We start from the raw sequence: 18,292 nt of genomic DNA, 5'->3' as shown, positions 1-18,292 counted from the left end.
AAGAAGGGTTGGCTTTGGTCACTGTAAAGATCATCTGGGATGAAGACGCCGACCGCGCGTTGGGCTTGCCAGCTTATGAAAGTGCGGGGGCGGCAGGGGCAGATGTGCGCGCCAATTTTCCGGATCGTGGCGAGATCAGGTTGGAAGCGGGCGCGCGGATGTTGGTGCCAACCGGCCTGAGGCTTGAAATCCCTCAGGGGTATGAAGTTCAGCTACGGCCGCGCTCCGGGCTGGCTTTGAAGCATGGAATAACCTTGCCGAACAGCCCTGGCACGATCGACGCTGACTATCGCGGGCCTCTCGGGGTGATTTTGCTCAATGCGGGCCGCGAGGGTTTTGTCGTAAAACACGGTGCGCGGATTGCGCAGATGATCGTTGCGCCGGTGGTGCAAGCACAGTTTGAGTTGGCAGTTGGTCTGAGCGAAACTGAACGCGGCGAGGGCGGTTTCGGCTCGACAGGGGCGAGCTGATGTTTGGCGTTACCTTTGTTGGAACACTTGCAATCTTGTGGGCGCTAAACCGCTACTTGCGTTGGCAACGCGCTTTGGCTTGTGTGCTTTTCGCTTTGGCGCTGTTTGCATTGCTTGGCTTCGGGCTTTGGCACTTGGAATACGGCGTGCAACTCTGGACAGTGGCAGGCGGGCTTGCTTCGCTGGTTGCGGGCTATGTTCTCGGGCTTAAAGTGCTCAAGGCCCGAGCGAGGCCGCAAGTAACGCAAACACCGAAACCCTTGTTCAACGACACCGAGTTAGAACGCTACGCGCGCCATATTGTCCTGAGGGAACTGGGCGGTGCCGGTCAGAAAAAGCTCAAACAATCCAAAGTTTTGGTGGTTGGAGCTGGTGGGCTGGGCTCGCCCGTTTTGATGTATTTGACTGCCGCAGGAGTCGGCACGATCGGAGTGATCGACGACGACACGGTTGAACACACAAACCTGCAACGGCAGATTATTCACCGAGATGAAAACACCGGCCAATCAAAGGTGCAGTCTGCTGCGGCGGCTATGCGGGCGCTCAACCCCTTTGTTGAGGTGCGGCCCTATGCGCGGCGGCTGACGGGCGAAAATGTCGGCGAGTTGCTCGGCGACTACGATGTTATCATCGACGGCACCGACAATTTCAGCACTCGATACCTTGTTAATCGCAGTGCCGTAGCCTTGGGCAAACCGCTTGTTTCAGGGGCGCTTGCGCAATGGGAGGGCCAGTTGTCGGTGTTTGATCCGGCGCGCGGCGGGCCTTGCTATGAATGTATATTCCCAAAGGCGCCGGCTGACGGGCTGGCACCGTCATGTGCTGAAGCAGGTGTCGTTGGGCCGTTGCCGGGTGTGATCGGCTCGATGATGGCGCTTGAGGCGGTCAAGCTGATCACTGGCGCGGGGCAAGTCACCCGTGGAGAGATGCTGATTTATGATGGGCTTTATGGGGAAAGCCGAAAGATAAAACTGGCACGGCGTGATGATTGCGCGGCCTGTAAGAACTTATGAACACGCCTGCTCTCGCAGGGTAAATGGAGAGAACACATGACAAATATGCTCTTGGCTGAGTGGACAACGCCGTTTGGGATAGCGCCGTTTGATCTGATTGCCGACGCAGACTTTGCGCCTGCCTTAGACGTTGCTTTGGCGGAGCATGATGCGGAAATTGACGCGATAACGGCTGACACCGGTGCGGCAAGTTTTGATAGCGTGATCGGGGCGCTGGAGAGCGCGGGACAAGCGCTTGATAAAGTGCTCTCGGTGTTCTTTACCGTTGCAGGGGCCGACAGTAACCCCGCGCGTGAGGCCCTTCAGCGGGAGTTCTCGCCCAAGCTGGCACAGCACTTCTCGCGGATGACAGCCAATAAAGCGCTGTTTGCACGGATTGAAGCTGTTTGGTCCGCGCGCGACCAACTTGATTTGAACGCCGAGCAAGAACGCGTGCTGATGCTGACGCGGCGTGGCTTTGTGCGAGCAGGTGCGGCACTTACCGGCGAGCAAGACAAGCGCATGGCCGAGATCAAATCACGCCTGGCCGAGCTAGGCACCGAGTTTACGCAAAACGTGCTCGCGGACGAGCGCAGCTGGTTTATGGAGTTGGGCGAGGAGGGGCTGGAAGGCCTGCCTGATTTTGTCGTGGAAACTGCACGGGCTGCCGGAGAAGAGAAAGAGGCAAATGGGCCTGTTGTGACGCTGTCGCGCTCGCTTATCGTGCCATTTTTGCAGTTTTCTTCTAAGCGCGATTTGCGCCAGAAGGCCTTTGAAGCCTGGGCGGCGCGCGGCGCCAACGGCGGCGCAACCGACAACCGCGAAATCTGCGCCGAAATACTTGCACTGCGGCACGAGCGCGCGCAGCTGTTGGGCTATGAAAGTTTTGCCGACTACAAGCTTGAAACCGAAATGGCAGGCACGCCGGCTGCCGTGCGACAACTGCTGAACGATGTTTGGGAACCAGCCAAAGCTCAGGCAAATGCCGACGCTGAAGTGCTGGCGGGTATGATGGCCGATGACGGCGTGAACGGTGATCTGGCCCCGTGGGACTGGCGCTACTACGCTGATAAACGCCGCGCGATTGAGCACGATCTGGACGAAGCCGAGGTTAAACCATACTTCCAGCTCGACCGGATGATCGAGGCCAGTTTTGCTTGCGCGAACCGGCTGTTCGGGCTTGAGTTTGCACCGCTCGAAGTGCCACTTTACCACGCCGATTGCCGAGCTTGGGACGTAACACGCAACGGCAAACATGTGGCGGTGTTTATCGGTGACTATTTCGCGCGGGGCAGCAAACGCTCGGGGGCTTGGTGCTCGGCGATGCGCGCGCAAGCGAAGTTTCCCGAGGTGCAGGCGCCTGTGGTGATAAATGTGTGCAACTTTGCCAAGGCCAGCCCGGCGCTACTGAGCTATGACGACGCGCGCACGCTGTTTCACGAGTTTGGCCATGCGCTGCACCAGATGCTGTCGGATGTCACCTATGAGAGCATTTCAGGCACCTCTGTTGCGCGCGACTTTGTCGAGCTGCCGAGCCAGTTGTATGAGCACTGGCTTGATGTGCCGGAAGTGCTTGCCGAATTCGCGACCCATGTTGAAACAGGTGAGGCGATGCCCAAGGCGCTATTGGACAAGGTGCTGGGTGCGGCGACGTTTGATATGGGCTTTCAAACGGTCGAGTATGTCGCATCAGCGATGGTTGATCTGGCATTCCATGAGGGTGCGCCTCCGGCAGACCCGATGCAGCGGCAGGGCGCGATCCTCGCTGAAATGGGCATGCCTGAAGCCATCACCATGCGCCATGCAACACCACATTTTGCGCATGTGTTTGCTGGAGACGGGTATTCTTCGGGCTATTATTCCTACATGTGGTCAGAAGTCATGGACGCTGACGCTTTTGCAGCGTTTGAGGAAAAGGGCGATGCGTTTGATGCTGAACTGGCGCAGGCCCTTGAGGAAAACATTCTTTCGACGGGCGGATCAAAGGACGCAGCAGAGCTTTATACGGCATTTCGCGGGCGCATGCCGGGAGTTGACGCTTTGCTTAAAGGGCGTGGGCTACAGGCTTGAACGGGTTTCGAATTTGCTTCGCAAATCCGATCCACGCGTGGCTGCGCCACGCGTGTGATTGAGTATTTGAGCAAAGGGAAAACTAGATCGTTTGGTCGTAATCGCCAACGCCGGGTTCGGTGCGGATGACGGCGTCAATATCAGCGAAGATAGCGCGCATTTCGTCTTCACTCTCGGAGCTTTCGCAAACCACAACCAGGTTTGGTGTGTTGGAGGATGCCCGCACGAGGCCCCATGAGCCGTTGTCGAGAATGACGCGCGCGCCGTTGACGGTGACAACTTCCTTGATCGCGCGGCCAGCGAGAGTTTCACCGGCGTTGCCCTTGGCGACGAGCTTGGCCACCAGACGCTCCAATATGTCATATTTCTCGGTGTCGGCGGCGTAGGGGGACATTGTCGGCGTGGCCCATGTTGTTGGCAGGGCCTTGCGCAGATCCGACATTTTCATATCCGGATTGCGGTCCATCAATTTGCAGACCTCAACCGCGACACGCAGGCCGCAGTCATAGCCACGCCCGATGGGCTCTGCGAGGAAGTAGTGACCTGATTTCTCAAACCCAGCCAGCGCACCAAGTTCCTTGACGCGTCGCTTCATGTGGGAGTGGCCGGTTTTCCAGTAGTCCGCAGTGACGCCATTGGCGATCAGCTCGGGATCGGAGGCGAAGAGGCCAGTTGATTTTACGTCAGCAACAAAGGTGCTGTTGGGGTAGATCTTGCTCAGATCACGCGCCATGATGACACCGACTTTGTCAGCAAAAATCTCTTCACATTCGTCGTCAACAACACCGCAGCGGTCACCGTCGCCGTCAAAACCGAGCGCGAAGTCAGCGCCGCTGTCTTTAACGGATGCTGACATGTCGTGCAGCATTTCCATGGCTTCGGGGTTGGGGTTGTAATGCGGGAAAGTGTAGTCGAGCTCATTGTGACTCGGCACAACTTCGACGCCGATACGCTCAAAAACCTCCGGAGCAAAGGCGCAAGCGCTTCCATTGCCCGTGGCGCAGACGACGCGCAGTTTGCGGCTCATTTTGAAATCGCCGACCAGATCGTCGATGTAGGCCTCGCGCACACCTTCAACGAACTCGTATTTGCCGCCGTCGCGCGCAATGCCGCGGCCTTCAAGCACAATATCGCGCAATTCGTTCATCTCTTCAGGGCCGTGGGTGAGCGGGCGTTCAAAGCCCATTTTCACGCCGGTCCATCCGTTGGGGTTATGTGACGCCGTCACCATAGCAACAGCAGGTGCGCCCAAGTGAAACTGGCTGAAATAGGCCATCGGCGACACAGCCGGGCCGATGTCTTTGACGTGAATGCCTGCTTGCATGAGCCCGAGCATCAGAGCGTTTTTGATGCTGAGGGAATAGTCGCGGTAGTCATTGCCGACGGCGATCACCGGTTCGATTCCGCGTGCGTGCATCTGTGTGCCAAGGCCAAGGCCGAGCGCTGTAATGCCGGGCAAGTTCACTTCCTCGGGGTATTTCCAGCGGGCGTCATACTCGCGAAATCCGGTTGGAGCGATCATAGCATCGCGGAGAAACTCCCATGTGTTTGGGCTCGATTTGGAGAGTGGTTTGTTCACTGTCATAACTCGTTCTTATTGTTGTTGTCCGGTGCAGGGCAGGCGTTGCAACCCTAGTTTGACACTTGCTCGCGCAAGATTGAGGAGGTGAGCGAGACCATCAGGTAAACGCCCGAAAAAATCAGGAAGGCGAGCACAGTGTTCTCGAACTTGCGCGGATAACTTGGCGCGTCAGACGGGATCGGGCGCACCGGAACCGAGAGGTAACGCACCTGCCGTCCGGCTTCGAGCGCAGCTTGCTTTTCGCCTTGCAGTGCTGACTGCAAGAAAGCGTCAGCGGTTGCAAGGTCGGCTCGGGCCAGTTCGATCTCGGTGCTTTGTTGCACCAGCGACAGGTCTGAGTCTCCGGCAACGGTCATCCGGCTTTTGAGCTCGACCAGCACATTTCTCAGGCGTCTGACATCACCCTGTGCGCCGTCAACCTTGGCTTGGTTGGGGCGGGCGTTGTCGAGCAGAGCTTGCAAGGCAAGGCGCTTTTCAAGCAACTGCTGCTCATAAGTTGTGATCTGGGCACGCAGGGCGGCGAGTTGCTCGGTTGGGTCTGCGGAGTAAACCACTTGCAGGCGGATCAGGTTCTCTTGTGCAGTCCGGCGCTCGACTTTGGCTGTCTCGAGGTTGCGGCGTGCGTCGCTCATGGCATCATCCCTGATCTGCTGGGACAGGGCATCAACGCGCTCTTCTGCGTATGAAATCAAAGCCTTGGAAAAGTCTGTCGCAACCTGTGGATCAGCTGCAATAACCTCCATCTTTACAACGCCTTCTGTCGGGTCATAGCCAATCTTGATGTTCTTTTTATAGACTTTATGCGCCGCTTCATTGGTCGAGTTCGCATCCAGCCGTTGGATCGCATCAACATCATCGCCCGAGAAATGCGCCTTGTAGCCGAGCTCTTTGTCGAGCCTGATCATCGCGTCTTTCGACGTGAGATAAGACTGCACAGCGATACTCTCCTGACTGTTGGCAAGCTGCGCGGGAATAAGCCCCGCAAGTGGGCCGCCGCCGCCGCCTTCGGCAGACTGGATGAGAAACTCGGTCTTGGTAGAATACATCGGCGTGGCGATGGCGTAGTAATACCAGCCGGCAAGTAGGGTTGGCAAAAACACAAAAGCCGACAGTCGCGCCAGCAAAAGCACCAGCCGTTTGCGGCGGCGCTTGGCAATGTCGCGTTGAATAGCGCCGATCTCGGCGGCGCGCCGGTCGGCGGTGTAAACCTCGGTAGAGGGCACCTGAGCCGTGTCGGCTTTCATGGTCTGCGGCAGTTGGATCTTGCCCATGCCGGGGTTCGGATCACCTTCCGGCTCGTCAAACAGGCCGCCCTTTTTCGCTGCGGCGGCTTTGTCGGCGACAACAAGTTCCAGCATGTTGGAGCGCTGAAACGGGTCAACGCCTTTCATGCGCAACTGGCGCACAGCGTCGAAATCAGAAATGGGTGCAAGCCCGTGCTTTTGCGCCATACGGCGGGCGAGGCGCAGCTGCCGGCCTGTCAGCCCTTCACGGCGGATCGCATCAATATCGGTTTCGGCTTTGACTTCGCCGGCGCTTTCAACCTGGCCTGCACGCGCAGCGGCTTGTTGTGCTGGCTGGCTTGGGGCCGCGGCTTGGGCGCTCCGCTGGCGTTGTGCCGGTTCTGTCTTAGCAGCCGCCGGGGCTGCCGTGGTTTTGCGCGCATCCGCTTCGGCGGCCGGAGCCGTGGCACGCGGGGCTTGCGCGGTGTCAGCGCTGCGCCGTATGCGAAACTTTTTAGCCTTGGGTTTGGTAGTCATAGAGCTGTTTCGCTTCTTCAAGAGTGTCGAACATTTCGAGTCTGCCATCAATCAAGACAGCGGCGGAGCGGGCAAACTTTTCCAAGACTTGCGCTTGGTGGCTGACGATAACAACCGTTGTCGTTTCAAGCCGGTCACGCAGGATATTGCCTGCTTTGCGGTTAAACTCGACATCGGTTGAGCCGGGCATGCCCTCGTCAATCAGGTAGATGTCAAAGTCCAGAGCCAGCAGCAGCGCAAAGGAAAACCGCGCGCGCATGCCTTGGCTGTAGGTTCCAAGCGGCTGGTCAAAATACTCACCGAGGTTGCAAAGCCAGCGGCAGAAGGCTTCAACATAATCCGGATCAAGCCCGTAGAGGCGGGCAATGTAACGGCTGTTCTCGACAGCCGAGTGACGGCTGACAACGCCGCCCATAAACCCCAAGGGAAAGCTGATTTTGCAGTCGCGCGTTACGGTGCCTTCATCGGGCTTCTCCAGCCCCGACATCATGTTGATCAGCGTGGTCTTTCCCGTGCCGTTGGGCGCCAGAATGCCAAGCGAATTGCCAAGCTCCACTCGAAAGGAGGCCTTTTCCAAGATCACCTTGCGTTGTGAGCCTGTCCAGAAGGACTTGCTGACATTGTTAAACTCGAGCATTCTTGCTCCGCTTCTGCTCTGGCACGATCCTTTTAGGGAAACTTCCCTAAGGATCTCTTTATTTGTGCGCCATACTGGTTACTGTTTCCATATAGCATACAGTTGTTTTAGGCAAAAATAAGACATCCTGTAGGAAAACACAAAAAAACCGCCCCGGTATGAGGCGGTTTTTCTCTTATGTGTCTCGGTCTACAGGTTTTGTTTCTCAACCTTGAGGATCTTGCCTGCCAGGATCGCCAGCACAGCCGCAAAGAAGCTGAACAGGGCGCCCATTTTGGCCGCGTCTTGCACGGTGCCGGCATCAAAGGCGACAGCTGCGATAAACAGCGAAACCGTAAAGCCGATCGCCGCGACAAAGCCGATAACGATCAGGTCAACGATGCGCATGCCTTCCGGCATCCCGAAGCGCAGCACAACCGCACCGAACCAGCCGAACAGAAACACGCCGACAGGCTTACCGATGATCAGACCCGCAAGCACCAGCCATGTGGCTTCACCGATCGACGAAAACTCGACACCCGCGTTGACCAGGCCAAAGAAGAACAACACCACTTCAACAGGGTATTTCAGCGCATGTTCCAACACGTTGAGCAAGTCAGTGAGGTATTTCTCTGCCGCCGAGAAGAGGCCAAAAGCGCGGTCGGCATGCGGGATGGCTGGCACGACAGGCAGCAGGCCAAGGGCAGGGTGCAACCCCGCGCGCATGAAGCCATACCAGCTGATGCAGCCTGCAACGATGTAAGGCAAACCGCCAAGATACTTGCGCACGGCAGTTGATGTCGGACGGTCTTGGTGTCCGCGGTCAAGCACGCGTGGCAGGCGATTGAACAAGTAAAAAACCACAATTGCAGCGCCAAATGACAGAAGCAGCCACTCAGGGCCCAAGTCGCCAGACGGGTAGAAGACTGCGAGAATGATCAGGCCAGCCGCGTCATCGGCGATTGCCAGCAACAGCAAAAAGCGCACTGCAGGGTGACCTGCACCAAAGATGATACGCCCGACAAGATAGCTGAACGCGATGTCTGTCGCCGTCGGAATGGCCCAGCCGTTCGCCACAGCGTTATAGGTTTCGCTGCCAAGGAAATAGGCGATGCCGAGGTAGATACTGATCGGCCCGATCATGCCGCCAAGCGTTGCAAACAAAGGCGTTGCCGCCTTTTTGCCACGCAGTGAGCCGTTCTTGAGGATCACCGCCTCCCAGACTTCTTTCGCCGCAATGGCAAAGAACAGCGCCATAAGCACGTCGTTGATAAGGTAATGCAACGTCAGTGTGCGGTGCCCGTCATGCATATGGCCGATAGGAGCATGATCCCAGATCACGAAATGGGTAAACTGGTGGTAGCTGTCAGGGTTGGTATTGGCCCAAATAAGCGCGATCACTGCGCCGCTGATCAGCAACAATGAATATTCAGCGAGGAATCCCCAAACGCGATACATTACATGTCTCCTCTGGTGCTTTTTGTTTCATGCTTATCTAAATGATGAGTCTGGAATGTAAAGATCGCGAGGCGCCATTTTCAGCACCCCGCGACCTTTTGACAGTCGGAATTGTCGCAACCTTCAGCGTTAGGCGATTGCCTGCCACGCAAAGCCAGCCAGTGCCGCGCCGACAAAGGCAAAGCCGATATAGGCCGCAAACACCCGTGGCTTGACCAGCGCCCAAACTGCGACAGCAGCAGGGATACAACTGACACCGCCAGCAACCACAAAGCTCATCGCCGCGCCCTGTGACATGCCTTGCTCGATAAGCCCCGAGACAAGCGGCACCGCAGCGTAACCGTTAAGGTAGGCTGGGGCTCCGACTAACGCGCCAAGGATGATCGGCTTGATGCCTTCACCGCCGAGCACAGATGCGATCGCTTCGGCGGGCACAAATGTCAGCATCATGTATTCAAGCACATAGGCCAGCAGCAGCCACTTTGCGAGGAAGATGCCGTTTTCAAGGAAGGTGTCGCGGAAGGTTTTGCGACGTTCACTGTCGTCCCAGAATGTCCAGTGCGGCTTGCCTGCGAAGGGCTTTTGCACGCCACAACAGCCGCCGATCTGCGGTTTTGCGCGCAGCGGGTCGGCAAAAACAGGTGAGGTTTTGAGCAGCATGGTGCCCATACCGCCGAGCAGACCAACGCCAACAGCAGCAATCGTTTTGGCAATCGCAAAGTCAAAGCCAAGTCCGCCAGCGGTGATTGAAAACATCGCAGGGTCCATCAAAGGCGAGGCCAGCCAGAAGGCCATCACCGCCGAAAGCGGCACGCCCATCGCCAGCATCGCGGCAATGAACGGGATGACCTGACAGGAGCAGAAAGGCGACAGCCCGCCAAGCAACGCAGCCATCAAGATCATATGTGTCTCGCGGCCCTCAAAGGCCTTGGCGAGCAGGTTTTCAGCACCCGTTGCTTTCATATATGCCACGGCAAACACCGCAAAGACGATGAAAGGCAGCGTGCGGCCAAAGGCTTGCAAGGTAAACACAACAGCGGGCTGGAAATGCGCGGTCGCAAACACCGCAAGGCCGAGCAATATAAGGCCAAGCGCCAGCCAGGCCTTGTCGATCTTGGCGAGGCTGAACCTACCGTTTGGTGCAGAAACATCAGTCATGGTCGTGGTCCTTAGGGCAATCGCTGTCAGCACAGCATTCGTTGAGCAAAAATTGTGAAAGCGCGCGCAGCTCGCCGTAAGCCACCGCAGCGCAAATGATCTGTCGGCCCTGGCGCACTTGGGTAACAAGCCCCGCTTGCGTCAGGATTTTCATGTGGTGCGTCAGTGTCGAGCCGCTAACGCCCGTGCGCTCACCAAGTGCGCCGATGGTCAGGCCTTCAGGGCCCGCACGCACAAGGCTGCGCAGCACGGTCAGGCGTTGTTCACTGCCAAGCGCGGCAAAGGTTGAGGCGGCAATCGCCAGATCAAGGGTGTGAGAAGGGGATTCATGTTTCATATTTCTAGTATTGTCGAAATGATAGGGCGGAGCAAGTCTTATTTCGACAAATATCGAACTATTGCGCCCGCGCGGCAAAAAGCTATCCTCCGGTCATGCCAACGCTCGATGAAAAAATCCGCGCCTGTCAGCTCTGCTCTGAGCGGTTCGCTGCAACACAGACCGCCCATAGCCCGCGGCCCGTGGCTTGGTTTCGCCCGACGGCACGGTTGCTGATTGCCGGGCAGGCCCCGGGCGCGCGCGTGCATGAAAGCGGCGTGCCGTTTGACGATCCATCCGGCGAGCGCCTGCGCGACTGGCTCGGTCTGACGCCAGAGCAGTTCTACGACACTTCAAAGGTGGCGATCGTGCCAATGGCCTTCTGCTTCCCCGGTTACAACGCAGCCGGAAGCGACTTGCCGCCGCCGCCGGTCTGCAAGCAAACCTGGCACAGCGATGTTATGCAATCCCTGCCCGAAGTGCGCTTGCGGCTGATCATCGGCGGCTATGCGCAGAAGTTTCATCTCGGCGTCAAAACGGGCGTCACAGAAACGGTGCAATCTTGGCGCGAAATTGCACCTGCAGCTTTCCCCTTGCCGCACCCGTCTTGGCGCAATACTTCATGGCTCAAGAAAAATCCGTGGTTTGAGGCCGAGTTGTTGCCCGAACTGCGCGCAGCTGTTGCCAAGGTAATGACATGACCAAACCAACCCCTCTCGACCGCGCCCATGCGATCATGATGAAAGCCCCCGACGATGAAGATGCACGTCTGGCGTATTACGCGATGCTGGCTGACACCGAGATTTTCCTGCTGCTTGAGGATGAGCCGGAAGGCGACGTGATCGAGCCGCAGTTTGCCGACCTCGATGAAGGCTCCTTCGTGCTTGGCTTTGACAGCAACGAGCGGCTGACCAAGTTTGCCAATGGCGCCGCGCCCTATGCTGCCGTGTCTTGCCGCGTGTTGGCCGAAATGCTCACCGAGCAAGAAGCCGGACTGGCGCTCAATCTCGGGGTTGCTGAAAGCTCGATCGTCTTGCCGCTTGAGGCGATGGTTTGGATGCAAACCGCGCTCGACGAAGCGCCGCAAGAGCAACAAGCCCAGCAGGGTGGCTCGGCCATCGGCACACTTGTCTCGCCGAACGTGCCCGAAGTGCTCCTGCACACGCTCGACGCCAAGCTGGTGCGTGCCGCGGGGCTGGCCAAGGTCGCCTATCTTTGCGGGCAGGAAGACGGCGGGCTGCTCTTGGCGGTGCTCGGCGCCGACGAGCCCTCACAAGCACCACTGGCTAAGGCGGCAAGCGAGGCGCTGGTGTTTTCCGGTCTTGATGATCTGATGCTGGATGTTGCCTTTTACAATGACGCCCCCGGCCTGCGAGAGCAGTTCAGCCGTGTCGGTATGCGCTTTGAAATTCCTGAGCCGCCAAAGGCAAAACCGGTGCAGGCACCGGGAAGTGACCCGAAAAAGCCACCAAAGCTGCGCTGATCCTAAACGCCGATCTTCGGGCCGGTGCAAAGCAACGGCTCTGACTTGCGCTCGATCTGATAGAGCGTGCCGAAGCCTTCACCGCTTTCAAAGGTCGCCCGAAGTTTGCCGTCTTCAACGTAAAATGCCCAGCAATGCGCGTCATCCGGCCGGTCTTCATAGACAAAGCAAATCAGCTTTTCGGGCGTGTCATACCAGTAGCCTTCCTTGCAGTCTCCATCCAGCAGTGACCAGCGCACGCGGCGGTCAGGCAAATAGTCCTCGGCCCCGAAAGGCACTTCGCTGTAGCCGTAAGTAAACGTCTGCCCACGGGTGAAAGCGTCAAAGGCGTCACCACTCATCCGCTCTTGAGCGGCAAGGCAGGTCGGCAAGGCGAGAATGAAAAGAGTGATACGCAGCATGCCCGAAGCTTAAGCCGCAAGCGCAACCTCTGGCAAGCGGGCAAGCTCGCGTTTCATGACCTTGCGGTAAAGTGGCGGCAGCAGCGCGATCGTCGCCATAACCGGAAGCGAATGCGGCAACGTTGGCATCACGGCTTCATCAAGCTCAAGAGCAGGGTAGGGCCGCTGCGGGTTGACGTGATGGTCGGAGTGGCGTGCGGCATTGAGCATCAAAGCAGACGAAAACCAATGCGGTGTGTTCCACGAGTGCTGCGGGCCGACCGGCTCCAACCGCCCGTTTTCAAGACGTTTGCGTCGAAGGCCATAGTGCTGGATGTAGTCGGCAATGGCGATTTGCAGTTGTGAATAAAGCGCAATCGCCATCAGCGCGACAAACCCCAGAAACCCGCCCATCCAAACCGCAAGCGCCAGCATCACCAAGCCAACTGCGACGTCATGCAGAAAAGGATGGGTGATCAGCGCCGGTTTTTCCCGTTTGCGGGCGCGCATGGCGTTCTCGGCACGCAGCCCGTCGAACAAGGAGCGTCCCCAAACGCGCAAGAAATAGCGGTAAAAACCCTCGCCTTTGCGGGCGGTGCAGGGGTCATCTTCGGTGGCGACATGCACATGGTGGATCAAAACATGGGCGCTGGCGTGTTGCCCGTAAAGCATCGTCGCATAGACGATTCGCCCCAAACGCCGTGCATAGCGCTCGCGTCGGTGAATGAGCTCATGTGCATTCGGATGTGACACCTGACCAAAAAACAACGAGTAAGCGATCAGCGTCGCCATAACCTGTGGCCAGCCCATGCCCGACACGGAAAGGCCGTATAATGCCGCGCCCATCAACGGGAAGTGCAGCAAGCCCAAAAGTGTTGAAAATAAGGCGCCCGAAGGAAACTCCGTGCCTTCTTTCATGTCCGGAAACAGGCTCGGAATGACCCGATCCATAAACGCCGTGAACAGGCTGATATAGGCGAGCGCAGCCCATGCCCAAGCGCCTCCGAAGAAGGCAGCAGCAAAAAGCATCCCCGCATTGGAGAGCGTAACAACGACGAACGGCAGCATATTTCTATCCAGTGAGCAGACGGGACTAAGGCAAACTATAGCAGAAATTGTGGCAAATTCATGGCGAAAGGTTTCAAGTTTTTCCCCATCAGCCATATCCGATGCGCTTTGCGCAGGTCCCATGTCGTTTTTGGTTGCCCCAAGGCAAAGCAGGCGGTTTAGGTTGGCGCAAGACATTCTCAGGAGAGCGGCGCATGGCACCCAACGATCGCAAAGGCGTATGGAAATCAGGCAAAGGCAGGGGCCGGCACACGCCCAAAGGCCGCCAGCTAGACGACCAGGCTTGGGACGAGGTCAAGGCGCTGCTCGGGGCAGGGCCACACGCCCGCGACATGCTGATCGAGAATCTCCATAAAATCCAAGACAAGTTCGGCTGTCTATCAGCCGGACATATCCGCGCCCTTGCGGAAGAGATGCGCATTTCGATGGCCGAAATCTATGAAGTTGCGACGTTCTATGCGCACTTCGATGTGGTGAAAGAGGGCGAAGCCGCACCGCCGGCCCTGACGATCCGTGTCTGTGACTCGCTGTCATGTGAGCTTGCTGGCGCACAAGAGCTGAAAGCCGCGCTTGAAAGCGGCCTTGATGCGGGGCAGGTGCGGGTTTTGCGCGCGCCTTGCATGGGCCGCTGCGACACCGCTCCAACGCTTGAGATCGGACACAACCACATCGACAACGCGACCGTGGAAAAGACACTCGCCGCGATCGCATCAGATGACACGCACCCGCATGTTCCTGACTATCAAACCTTTGGCGACTATGCTGCCGCAGGTGGATACGCCGAACTGGCAAAACTGCGGGCAGGCGGCAACTGGGAAGATGTGCAGCAGATGATGCTCGACGCCGGCCTGCGTGGCCTTGGCGGGGCTGGCTTCCCGTCAGGCACCAAATGGGGCTTTGTGCGGGCCAACGCAGGCCCGCGCTACCTTGCCGTTAACGGCGATGAAGGCGAGCCGGGCACCTTTAAAGACCGCTTTCACCTTGAGCGCGAACCGCATGCCTTTCTTGAGGGCATGCTGATCGCCGCATGGGCCGTGGAGGCAGAGAAGTGCTACATTTATATGCGTGACGAGTATCCCGCCGTGCTTGAGATATTACGACGTGAAATCAAAGCTCTGGAAGGCGCAGGTCATGTGGATAAAGGCTACATCGAGCTGCGTCGCGGAGCTGGTGCCTATATCTGCGGTGAAGAAAGCGCGATGATCGAAAGCATCGAGGGCAAACGCGGTGAGCCGCGCCACCGACCGCCTTTTGTGGCGCAGGTCGGTCTCTTTGGTCAGCCGACACTTGTCCACAATATCGAGACGCTTCACTGGGTTTCAAAAATTGTCAGGAACGGGCCGGAACTCCTTAATTCGGTTGAGAAAAATGGCCGCAAGGGGCTGCGCTCCTATTCCGTTTCGGGCCGTGTGCAAAACCCGGGTGTGCATCTTTTGCCTGCCGGTTCAACGATCACCGATGTTGTCGAAGCCGCTGGCGGAATGCTTGAGGGGCATGCCCTCAAAGCCTACCAACCGGGCGGGCCGTCTTCGGGGCTTTTGCCTGCCAGCATGAACGATATCCCGCTTGATTTTGACACGCTGCAGCCACACGACACCTTCATCGGCTCCGCCGCCGTTGTGGTGCTGTCCGACAAAGACAGCGCCCGCGCCGCCGCCCTCAATATGCTGCGGTTCTTTGAAGACGAAAGCTGCGGACAATGCACGCCTTGCCGTGTCGGTTGCGAGAAGGCTGTCAAACTCATGCAGGCCGACAGCTGGGACCAAAACTTGCTGGAAGAGCTCTCGGTTGCGATGATCGACGCCTCGATTTGCGGCCTTGGACAAGCGGCTCCAAATCCGATACGCATGGTTATGAAGCACTTTCCGGAAGAAATTTAATGTTCGCAACACTCACCGACCTGGGCCCTGACATAACGCTGGTGTTCATGGCCGCTGCTTTCTGTGCGCTCGCCTATCTCGCGATCTGCGCTCGCCCGGGGCACTCTTGGCTCAAAACCATCTCCAAAACCCTGTCGGTGTTGTTGCTCGCCGTGATCGCGTTTCAGACTGTCGGGTTTCTGACGCTCTCGGTCGCGCTCGTCGCCTGCGCCGTTGGTGACTTCTTTTTGTCGCGCGAAGGAGATGAGTCATTTCTCTCCGGAGTCGGGGCCTTCGCTATCGGGCATCTGGCCTATTCGGTGCTCTTCCTGATGCACCCGAGCGCCGACTTGCACCGCATATCCGACGGCTGGCCGCTGGTTGCTGCGCTGGTGTTGTTCGGTGTTGCGATGATGGTGCTTTTGTTTTCCAAAGCCGGCGCCTTGCGTTGGGCGGTGATGGTCTATGTGCCGATCATCGTTCTCATGGGGATCATGGCAATGGCGATGCCATTTTCCGGCGGTTTGGTTCTGGTTTTGCCAGCGGCACTGCTGTTTATCGCTTCAGATTTCGTGCTCTCCCAAGAACTTTTCGTTTTGTCAGGCGAGCACAAATTGCGTCGTTATACGCCCTATGTTGTCTGGGGGCTTTATTGGCTGGCGCAAGCGTTGTTCTTGATAGCTTTTTTGCCCGCTGCCTAAAGCTTGTTGCGATACACCGCGCAGAGACAGCCCGCCGCTTTGAGCTTTGTGCATAACTGCCATCCTGTCTTGCTGGAGTTTCGGCCAATTCTCGCAAAATAGTAGCCTTTAGATCGGCTTGCGCGACTTTTCTCATGTAAGTAATCCGGTGTCTCTCCCTTGAGCAATCCGCGACACCGCGCTGTGCGGGCCTTGTATTTGGCCTGCGCAGCACTGCGGCTCACCCCGAACGCCAATTGCACACCCCAAGGCTTGATAGCTGGCTCGGTTTGTGGCGGAGGTGACAGCTTTCTCTTCTTTGCCAAAGCATAGCATGCTTCTCGAGATTTGGTTTTATTAGAAAGAGTTAAGTCGAGATCTTCAGGTGGTTCTTTAACCCAAGTCTCTGCGCTCGCACCGGTGATGATCTTAACGTAGTTCACTGTTTCTTTGGCCAGCCCGCCGGTGCCCGCAATAAGCCCCTCCGCCCGCCGTTCACCGCCGTTGTAACCGACAGCGGCCAGGCCGACGTTGCCGTATTTCTTTGTCATCTCCGCCAGATACTGCGCCGAGTGTTCCAAAGCATCTGCGGGGTTGTAAGGGTTCTTGAGGCCGCGCTTTGTCGCGGTCGAGCGGATAAACTGCGCGATCCCCATCGCGTTTGCATGGCTCTTGGCGAAGGGGTCAAACCGGCTTTCCTGCCAGATCAACCGCGTGAAAAACCCGCGATCAAGCCCGTGCCGCTCGGTGACAACTTCGATCAGCTGGCAAGTGTCGTGGACAAAATGCTCCCAACGAATGCACTCCTGATGCCCCCATTTTGTCGTGGTGCAAGCCCGGTCGGGGGGCTCGGCCAAAGCCGGAAAGCCGGCAAAGACAAACAAGATGAAAAGCAGCAATCGCATGCGCCGAAATGGCCTGAGGCGCAGCAATATGTCAACTGATGCCTTTTCTATTCGCGCCACGCGTATTAACTGGAAGGTGAAACTTTCAGGAACCAGCATGTCATTCTTCAAAAAGCTTAAGAACAAAATGTTCAAATCTTCTTCCAAGCTAGAAGAAGGGCTCGACGCGATCGTTGAAGATGGCGGTGTCGAAGAAGAGCTTGAGGTGGAGCTTACCCCACCGGAAATAGCGCCCGAGCCCACACCGGAACCAGAGCCGGAACCCGAACCTGTTGTTGAACCCCAGCCAGAACCAGAACCAGAACCCGAAGCAGAACCAGAACCGGAACAACAGCCGGAACCGGAACCGGAACCCGAGATCGAGCCTGATCTCGAACCAGCCCCTGAATCCAGCGCCCAATCCCCCCCCGAGCCCCCAAAAGAGCCAGAGCCAGCCTTCGTCGAAGACAAGAGCGCAGACCGGCAGGTGCATCAGGATGATGCGCCGAGAGAGGCAGAGCCCGAAGCCGCAAAGCCGGGCTTTATGGGCCGCCTGCTTGGTCGCCGCGAAGCCAAGCCAACGACGGAACCTGATGCTCACGTAAAGCCTGGACCAAAGCCCAAAGCCAAAGCCAAGGCTGTCCGCCGTGTGCTTGATGACGACATGCTCGAACAACTCGAAGAGCTACTCATCGCCTCTGACATGGGTGTGGACACGGCGCTGCGCGTCACCTCGAACATGGCTGAAGGCCGCATGGGCAGCAAGCTCTCGACTGACGAGATCAAGCAAATACTTGCTCAGGAAGTCAGCCGCATCATGTCCGAAGTCGCCCGCCCGATGCCGCTCTACCCGAAAAAGCCGCAAGTGGTGCTGGTCGTCGGCGTCAACGGATCCGGTAAAACCACAACCATCGGCAAACTCGCCAGTCAGTTCAAAGCTGCAGGTAAAAACGTGGTTATCGCCGCGGGTGACACCTTCCGCGCTGCTGCGGTCGAGCAGTTGCAAGTCTGGGGCACTCGCGCCGGCGTGCCCGTGCTCACAGCCCCCGAAGGCTCCGACCCGGCCAGCCTCGCATTCGACGCCATGACAAAAGCCGAGGCCGACGGTGCCGACCTTCTGATGATCGACACCGCAGGCCGCCTGCAAAACCGCGCCGACTTGATGGAAGAACTCTCCAAAATCGTCCGCGTCATCCGCAAAAAAGACCCGACAGCACCGCACAACACCCTCTTGGTGCTCGACGCCACGACTGGCCAAAACGCGCTCTCACAAGTCAAAACCTTTCAAGAGCTGGCCGATGTCTCGGGCCTCGTAATGACAAAACTCGACGGCACCGCAAAAGGTGGCGTCCTCGTGGCCCTGGCTGACAAATTCGGCCTGCCCATCCACGCCATAGGCGTTGGCGAGCAAATCGACGACCTCGACGCATTTGACCCTGACGACTTTGCCAACGCGCTCATCGGTATAGAGCAAACCTAGGCCTATGTTATTGCTTTTTCTTGGTCAAAATATCCC

General features: G+C 57.6%; 17 protein-coding genes. 8 read left to right on the top strand and 9 right to left on the bottom strand.

Going from position 1 to position 18,292, the window contains the following annotated elements:
• Positions 1-14: 14 nt before the first annotated feature.
• The 3 genes from dut to KO498_RS16920 are packed head-to-tail and all read left to right on the top strand — an operon-like array spanning position 15 to position 3,532.
• A complete protein-coding gene (gene dut / locus KO498_RS16930) occupies positions 15-470 on the top strand; it encodes a dUTP diphosphatase (RefSeq protein ID WP_215961323.1) in 456 nt (151 codons plus the stop codon).
• Positions 470-1,483 (top strand): HesA/MoeB/ThiF family protein, encoded by a 1,014-nt coding sequence (locus tag KO498_RS16925; RefSeq protein ID WP_215961095.1) that lies wholly within the window; start codon positions 470-472, stop codon positions 1,481-1,483. Before dut ends, KO498_RS16925 begins: the two co-directional genes overlap by 1 nt.
• A gap of 36 nt (positions 1,484-1,519) precedes the next feature.
• Positions 1,520-3,532 carry a M3 family metallopeptidase gene (locus KO498_RS16920; RefSeq protein ID WP_215961094.1) on the top strand — a complete coding sequence of 671 codons (2,013 nt, stop codon included), beginning with the start codon at positions 1,520-1,522 and terminating at the stop codon, positions 3,530-3,532.
• A gap of 82 nt (positions 3,533-3,614) precedes the next feature.
• On the opposite strand, the gene KO498_RS16915 is transcribed toward KO498_RS16920, so the two are convergent.
• From KO498_RS16915 to KO498_RS16890, 6 genes are all read right to left on the bottom strand, one after another.
• On the bottom strand, positions 3,615-5,111 hold the full coding sequence (locus KO498_RS16915) for a phosphomannomutase/phosphoglucomutase (protein WP_215961322.1): 1,497 nt from the start codon (positions 5,109-5,111) through the stop codon (positions 3,615-3,617).
• Positions 5,112-5,164: 53 nt separating this feature from the next.
• Positions 5,165-6,874, bottom strand: coding sequence for a capsule biosynthesis protein (locus tag KO498_RS16910; protein WP_215961093.1), 1,710 nt, complete (start codon positions 6,872-6,874; stop codon positions 5,165-5,167).
• On the bottom strand, positions 6,852-7,511 hold the full coding sequence (locus KO498_RS16905; RefSeq protein ID WP_215961092.1) for an ABC transporter ATP-binding protein: 660 nt from the start codon (positions 7,509-7,511) through the stop codon (positions 6,852-6,854). The genes KO498_RS16910 and KO498_RS16905 overlap by 23 nt, the downstream gene beginning before the upstream one ends.
• 189 nt (positions 7,512-7,700) lie before the next feature.
• Positions 7,701-8,948 carry a Na+/H+ antiporter NhaA gene (locus KO498_RS16900; protein WP_215961091.1) on the bottom strand — a complete coding sequence of 416 codons (1,248 nt, stop codon included), beginning with the start codon at positions 8,946-8,948 and terminating at the stop codon, positions 7,701-7,703.
• Between the two features lie 129 nt (positions 8,949-9,077).
• Entirely contained in the window at positions 9,078-10,106 is a 1,029-nt protein-coding gene (locus KO498_RS16895; RefSeq protein ID WP_215961090.1) for a permease, read from the bottom strand.
• Complete coding sequence (locus KO498_RS16890; protein ID WP_215961089.1) at positions 10,099-10,443, bottom strand: ArsR/SmtB family transcription factor; 345 nt, start codon at positions 10,441-10,443, stop codon at positions 10,099-10,101. The genes KO498_RS16895 and KO498_RS16890 overlap by 8 nt, the downstream gene beginning before the upstream one ends.
• 95 nt (positions 10,444-10,538) lie before the next feature.
• Between KO498_RS16890 and KO498_RS16885 the strand changes: the two genes are divergently transcribed.
• Together KO498_RS16885 and KO498_RS16880 are read left to right on the top strand one after the other, a co-directional pair.
• The gene (locus KO498_RS16885) at positions 10,539-11,123 is read left to right on the top strand and encodes a uracil-DNA glycosylase family protein (protein WP_215961088.1); all 585 of its coding nucleotides are present in this window, start codon (positions 10,539-10,541) and stop codon (positions 11,121-11,123) included.
• Positions 11,120-11,905: an SseB family protein gene (locus KO498_RS16880; protein WP_215961087.1), complete on the top strand. Its 786-nt coding sequence runs from the start codon at positions 11,120-11,122 to the stop codon at positions 11,903-11,905. The genes KO498_RS16885 and KO498_RS16880 overlap by 4 nt, the downstream gene beginning before the upstream one ends.
• 2 nt (positions 11,906-11,907) lie before the next feature.
• On the opposite strand, the gene KO498_RS16875 is transcribed toward KO498_RS16880, so the two are convergent.
• Together KO498_RS16875 and KO498_RS16870 are read right to left on the bottom strand one after the other, a co-directional pair.
• Positions 11,908-12,306 (bottom strand): hypothetical protein, encoded by a 399-nt coding sequence (locus KO498_RS16875; protein ID WP_215961086.1) that lies wholly within the window; start codon positions 12,304-12,306, stop codon positions 11,908-11,910.
• A 9-nt stretch (positions 12,307-12,315) separates the two neighbouring features.
• Entirely contained in the window at positions 12,316-13,353 is a 1,038-nt protein-coding gene (locus tag KO498_RS16870; protein ID WP_215961085.1) for an alkane 1-monooxygenase, read from the bottom strand.
• A gap of 194 nt (positions 13,354-13,547) precedes the next feature.
• On the opposite strand from KO498_RS16870, the gene KO498_RS16865 reads away from it, so the two are divergent.
• Together KO498_RS16865 and KO498_RS16860 are read left to right on the top strand one after the other, a co-directional pair.
• A complete protein-coding gene (locus KO498_RS16865) occupies positions 13,548-15,233 on the top strand; it encodes an NAD(P)H-dependent oxidoreductase subunit E (protein WP_215961084.1) in 1,686 nt (561 codons plus the stop codon).
• Positions 15,233-15,913, top strand: a complete 681-nt coding sequence (locus KO498_RS16860; protein ID WP_215961083.1) for a lysoplasmalogenase — start codon at positions 15,233-15,235, stop codon at positions 15,911-15,913. Before KO498_RS16865 ends, KO498_RS16860 begins: the two co-directional genes overlap by 1 nt.
• On the opposite strand, the gene KO498_RS16855 is transcribed toward KO498_RS16860, so the two are convergent.
• Positions 15,910-16,797 (bottom strand): lytic transglycosylase domain-containing protein, encoded by an 888-nt coding sequence (locus KO498_RS16855; RefSeq protein ID WP_215961082.1) that lies wholly within the window; start codon positions 16,795-16,797, stop codon positions 15,910-15,912. The genes KO498_RS16860 and KO498_RS16855 overlap by 4 nt on opposite strands.
• A 97-nt stretch (positions 16,798-16,894) precedes the next feature.
• Between KO498_RS16855 and ftsY the strand changes: the two genes are divergently transcribed.
• A complete protein-coding gene (gene ftsY, locus KO498_RS16850) occupies positions 16,895-18,256 on the top strand; it encodes a signal recognition particle-docking protein FtsY (RefSeq protein ID WP_215961321.1) in 1,362 nt (453 codons plus the stop codon).
• Positions 18,257-18,292: the final 36 nt, after the last annotated feature.

Origin of the sequence: Lentibacter algarum (genome assembly GCF_018860975.1) — a bacterium.
GTDB lineage: Bacteria > Pseudomonadota > Alphaproteobacteria > Rhodobacterales > Rhodobacteraceae > Lentibacter > Lentibacter algarum_A.
Note: the sequence above shows the minus strand (reverse complement) of the source record. Positions and strands in the feature narration are given on the sequence as shown.

What these genes read in the sequence shown, in the direction of transcription:
- KO498_RS16855 (WP_215961082.1), bottom strand. Translation starts at nt 16,797, where the DNA reads ATGCGATTGCTGCTTTTCATCTTGTTTGTCTTTGCCGGCTTTCCGGCT.
- KO498_RS16895 (WP_215961090.1), bottom strand. Translation starts at nt 10,106, where the DNA reads ATGACTGATGTTTCTGCACCAAACGGTAGGTTCAGCCTCGCCAAGATC.
- KO498_RS16890 (WP_215961089.1), bottom strand. Translation starts at nt 10,443, where the DNA reads ATGAAACATGAATCCCCTTCTCACACCCTTGATCTGGCGATTGCCGCC.
- KO498_RS16910 (WP_215961093.1), bottom strand. Translation starts at nt 6,874, where the DNA reads ATGACTACCAAACCCAAGGCTAAAAAGTTTCGCATACGGCGCAGCGCT.
- KO498_RS16870 (WP_215961085.1), bottom strand. Translation starts at nt 13,353, where the DNA reads ATGCTGCCGTTCGTCGTTGTTACGCTCTCCAATGCGGGGATGCTTTTT.
- KO498_RS16925 (WP_215961095.1), top strand. Translation starts at nt 470, where the DNA reads ATGTTTGGCGTTACCTTTGTTGGAACACTTGCAATCTTGTGGGCGCTA.
- KO498_RS16885 (WP_215961088.1), top strand. Translation starts at nt 10,539, where the DNA reads ATGCCAACGCTCGATGAAAAAATCCGCGCCTGTCAGCTCTGCTCTGAG.
- KO498_RS16900 (WP_215961091.1), bottom strand. Translation starts at nt 8,948, where the DNA reads ATGTATCGCGTTTGGGGATTCCTCGCTGAATATTCATTGTTGCTGATC.
- KO498_RS16920 (WP_215961094.1), top strand. Translation starts at nt 1,520, where the DNA reads ATGACAAATATGCTCTTGGCTGAGTGGACAACGCCGTTTGGGATAGCG.
- KO498_RS16875 (WP_215961086.1), bottom strand. Translation starts at nt 12,306, where the DNA reads ATGCTGCGTATCACTCTTTTCATTCTCGCCTTGCCGACCTGCCTTGCC.
- KO498_RS16905 (WP_215961092.1), bottom strand. Translation starts at nt 7,511, where the DNA reads ATGCTCGAGTTTAACAATGTCAGCAAGTCCTTCTGGACAGGCTCACAA.
- ftsY (WP_215961321.1), top strand. Translation starts at nt 16,895, where the DNA reads ATGTCATTCTTCAAAAAGCTTAAGAACAAAATGTTCAAATCTTCTTCC.
- KO498_RS16880 (WP_215961087.1), top strand. Translation starts at nt 11,120, where the DNA reads ATGACCAAACCAACCCCTCTCGACCGCGCCCATGCGATCATGATGAAA.
- KO498_RS16865 (WP_215961084.1), top strand. Translation starts at nt 13,548, where the DNA reads ATGGCACCCAACGATCGCAAAGGCGTATGGAAATCAGGCAAAGGCAGG.
- KO498_RS16860 (WP_215961083.1), top strand. Translation starts at nt 15,233, where the DNA reads ATGTTCGCAACACTCACCGACCTGGGCCCTGACATAACGCTGGTGTTC.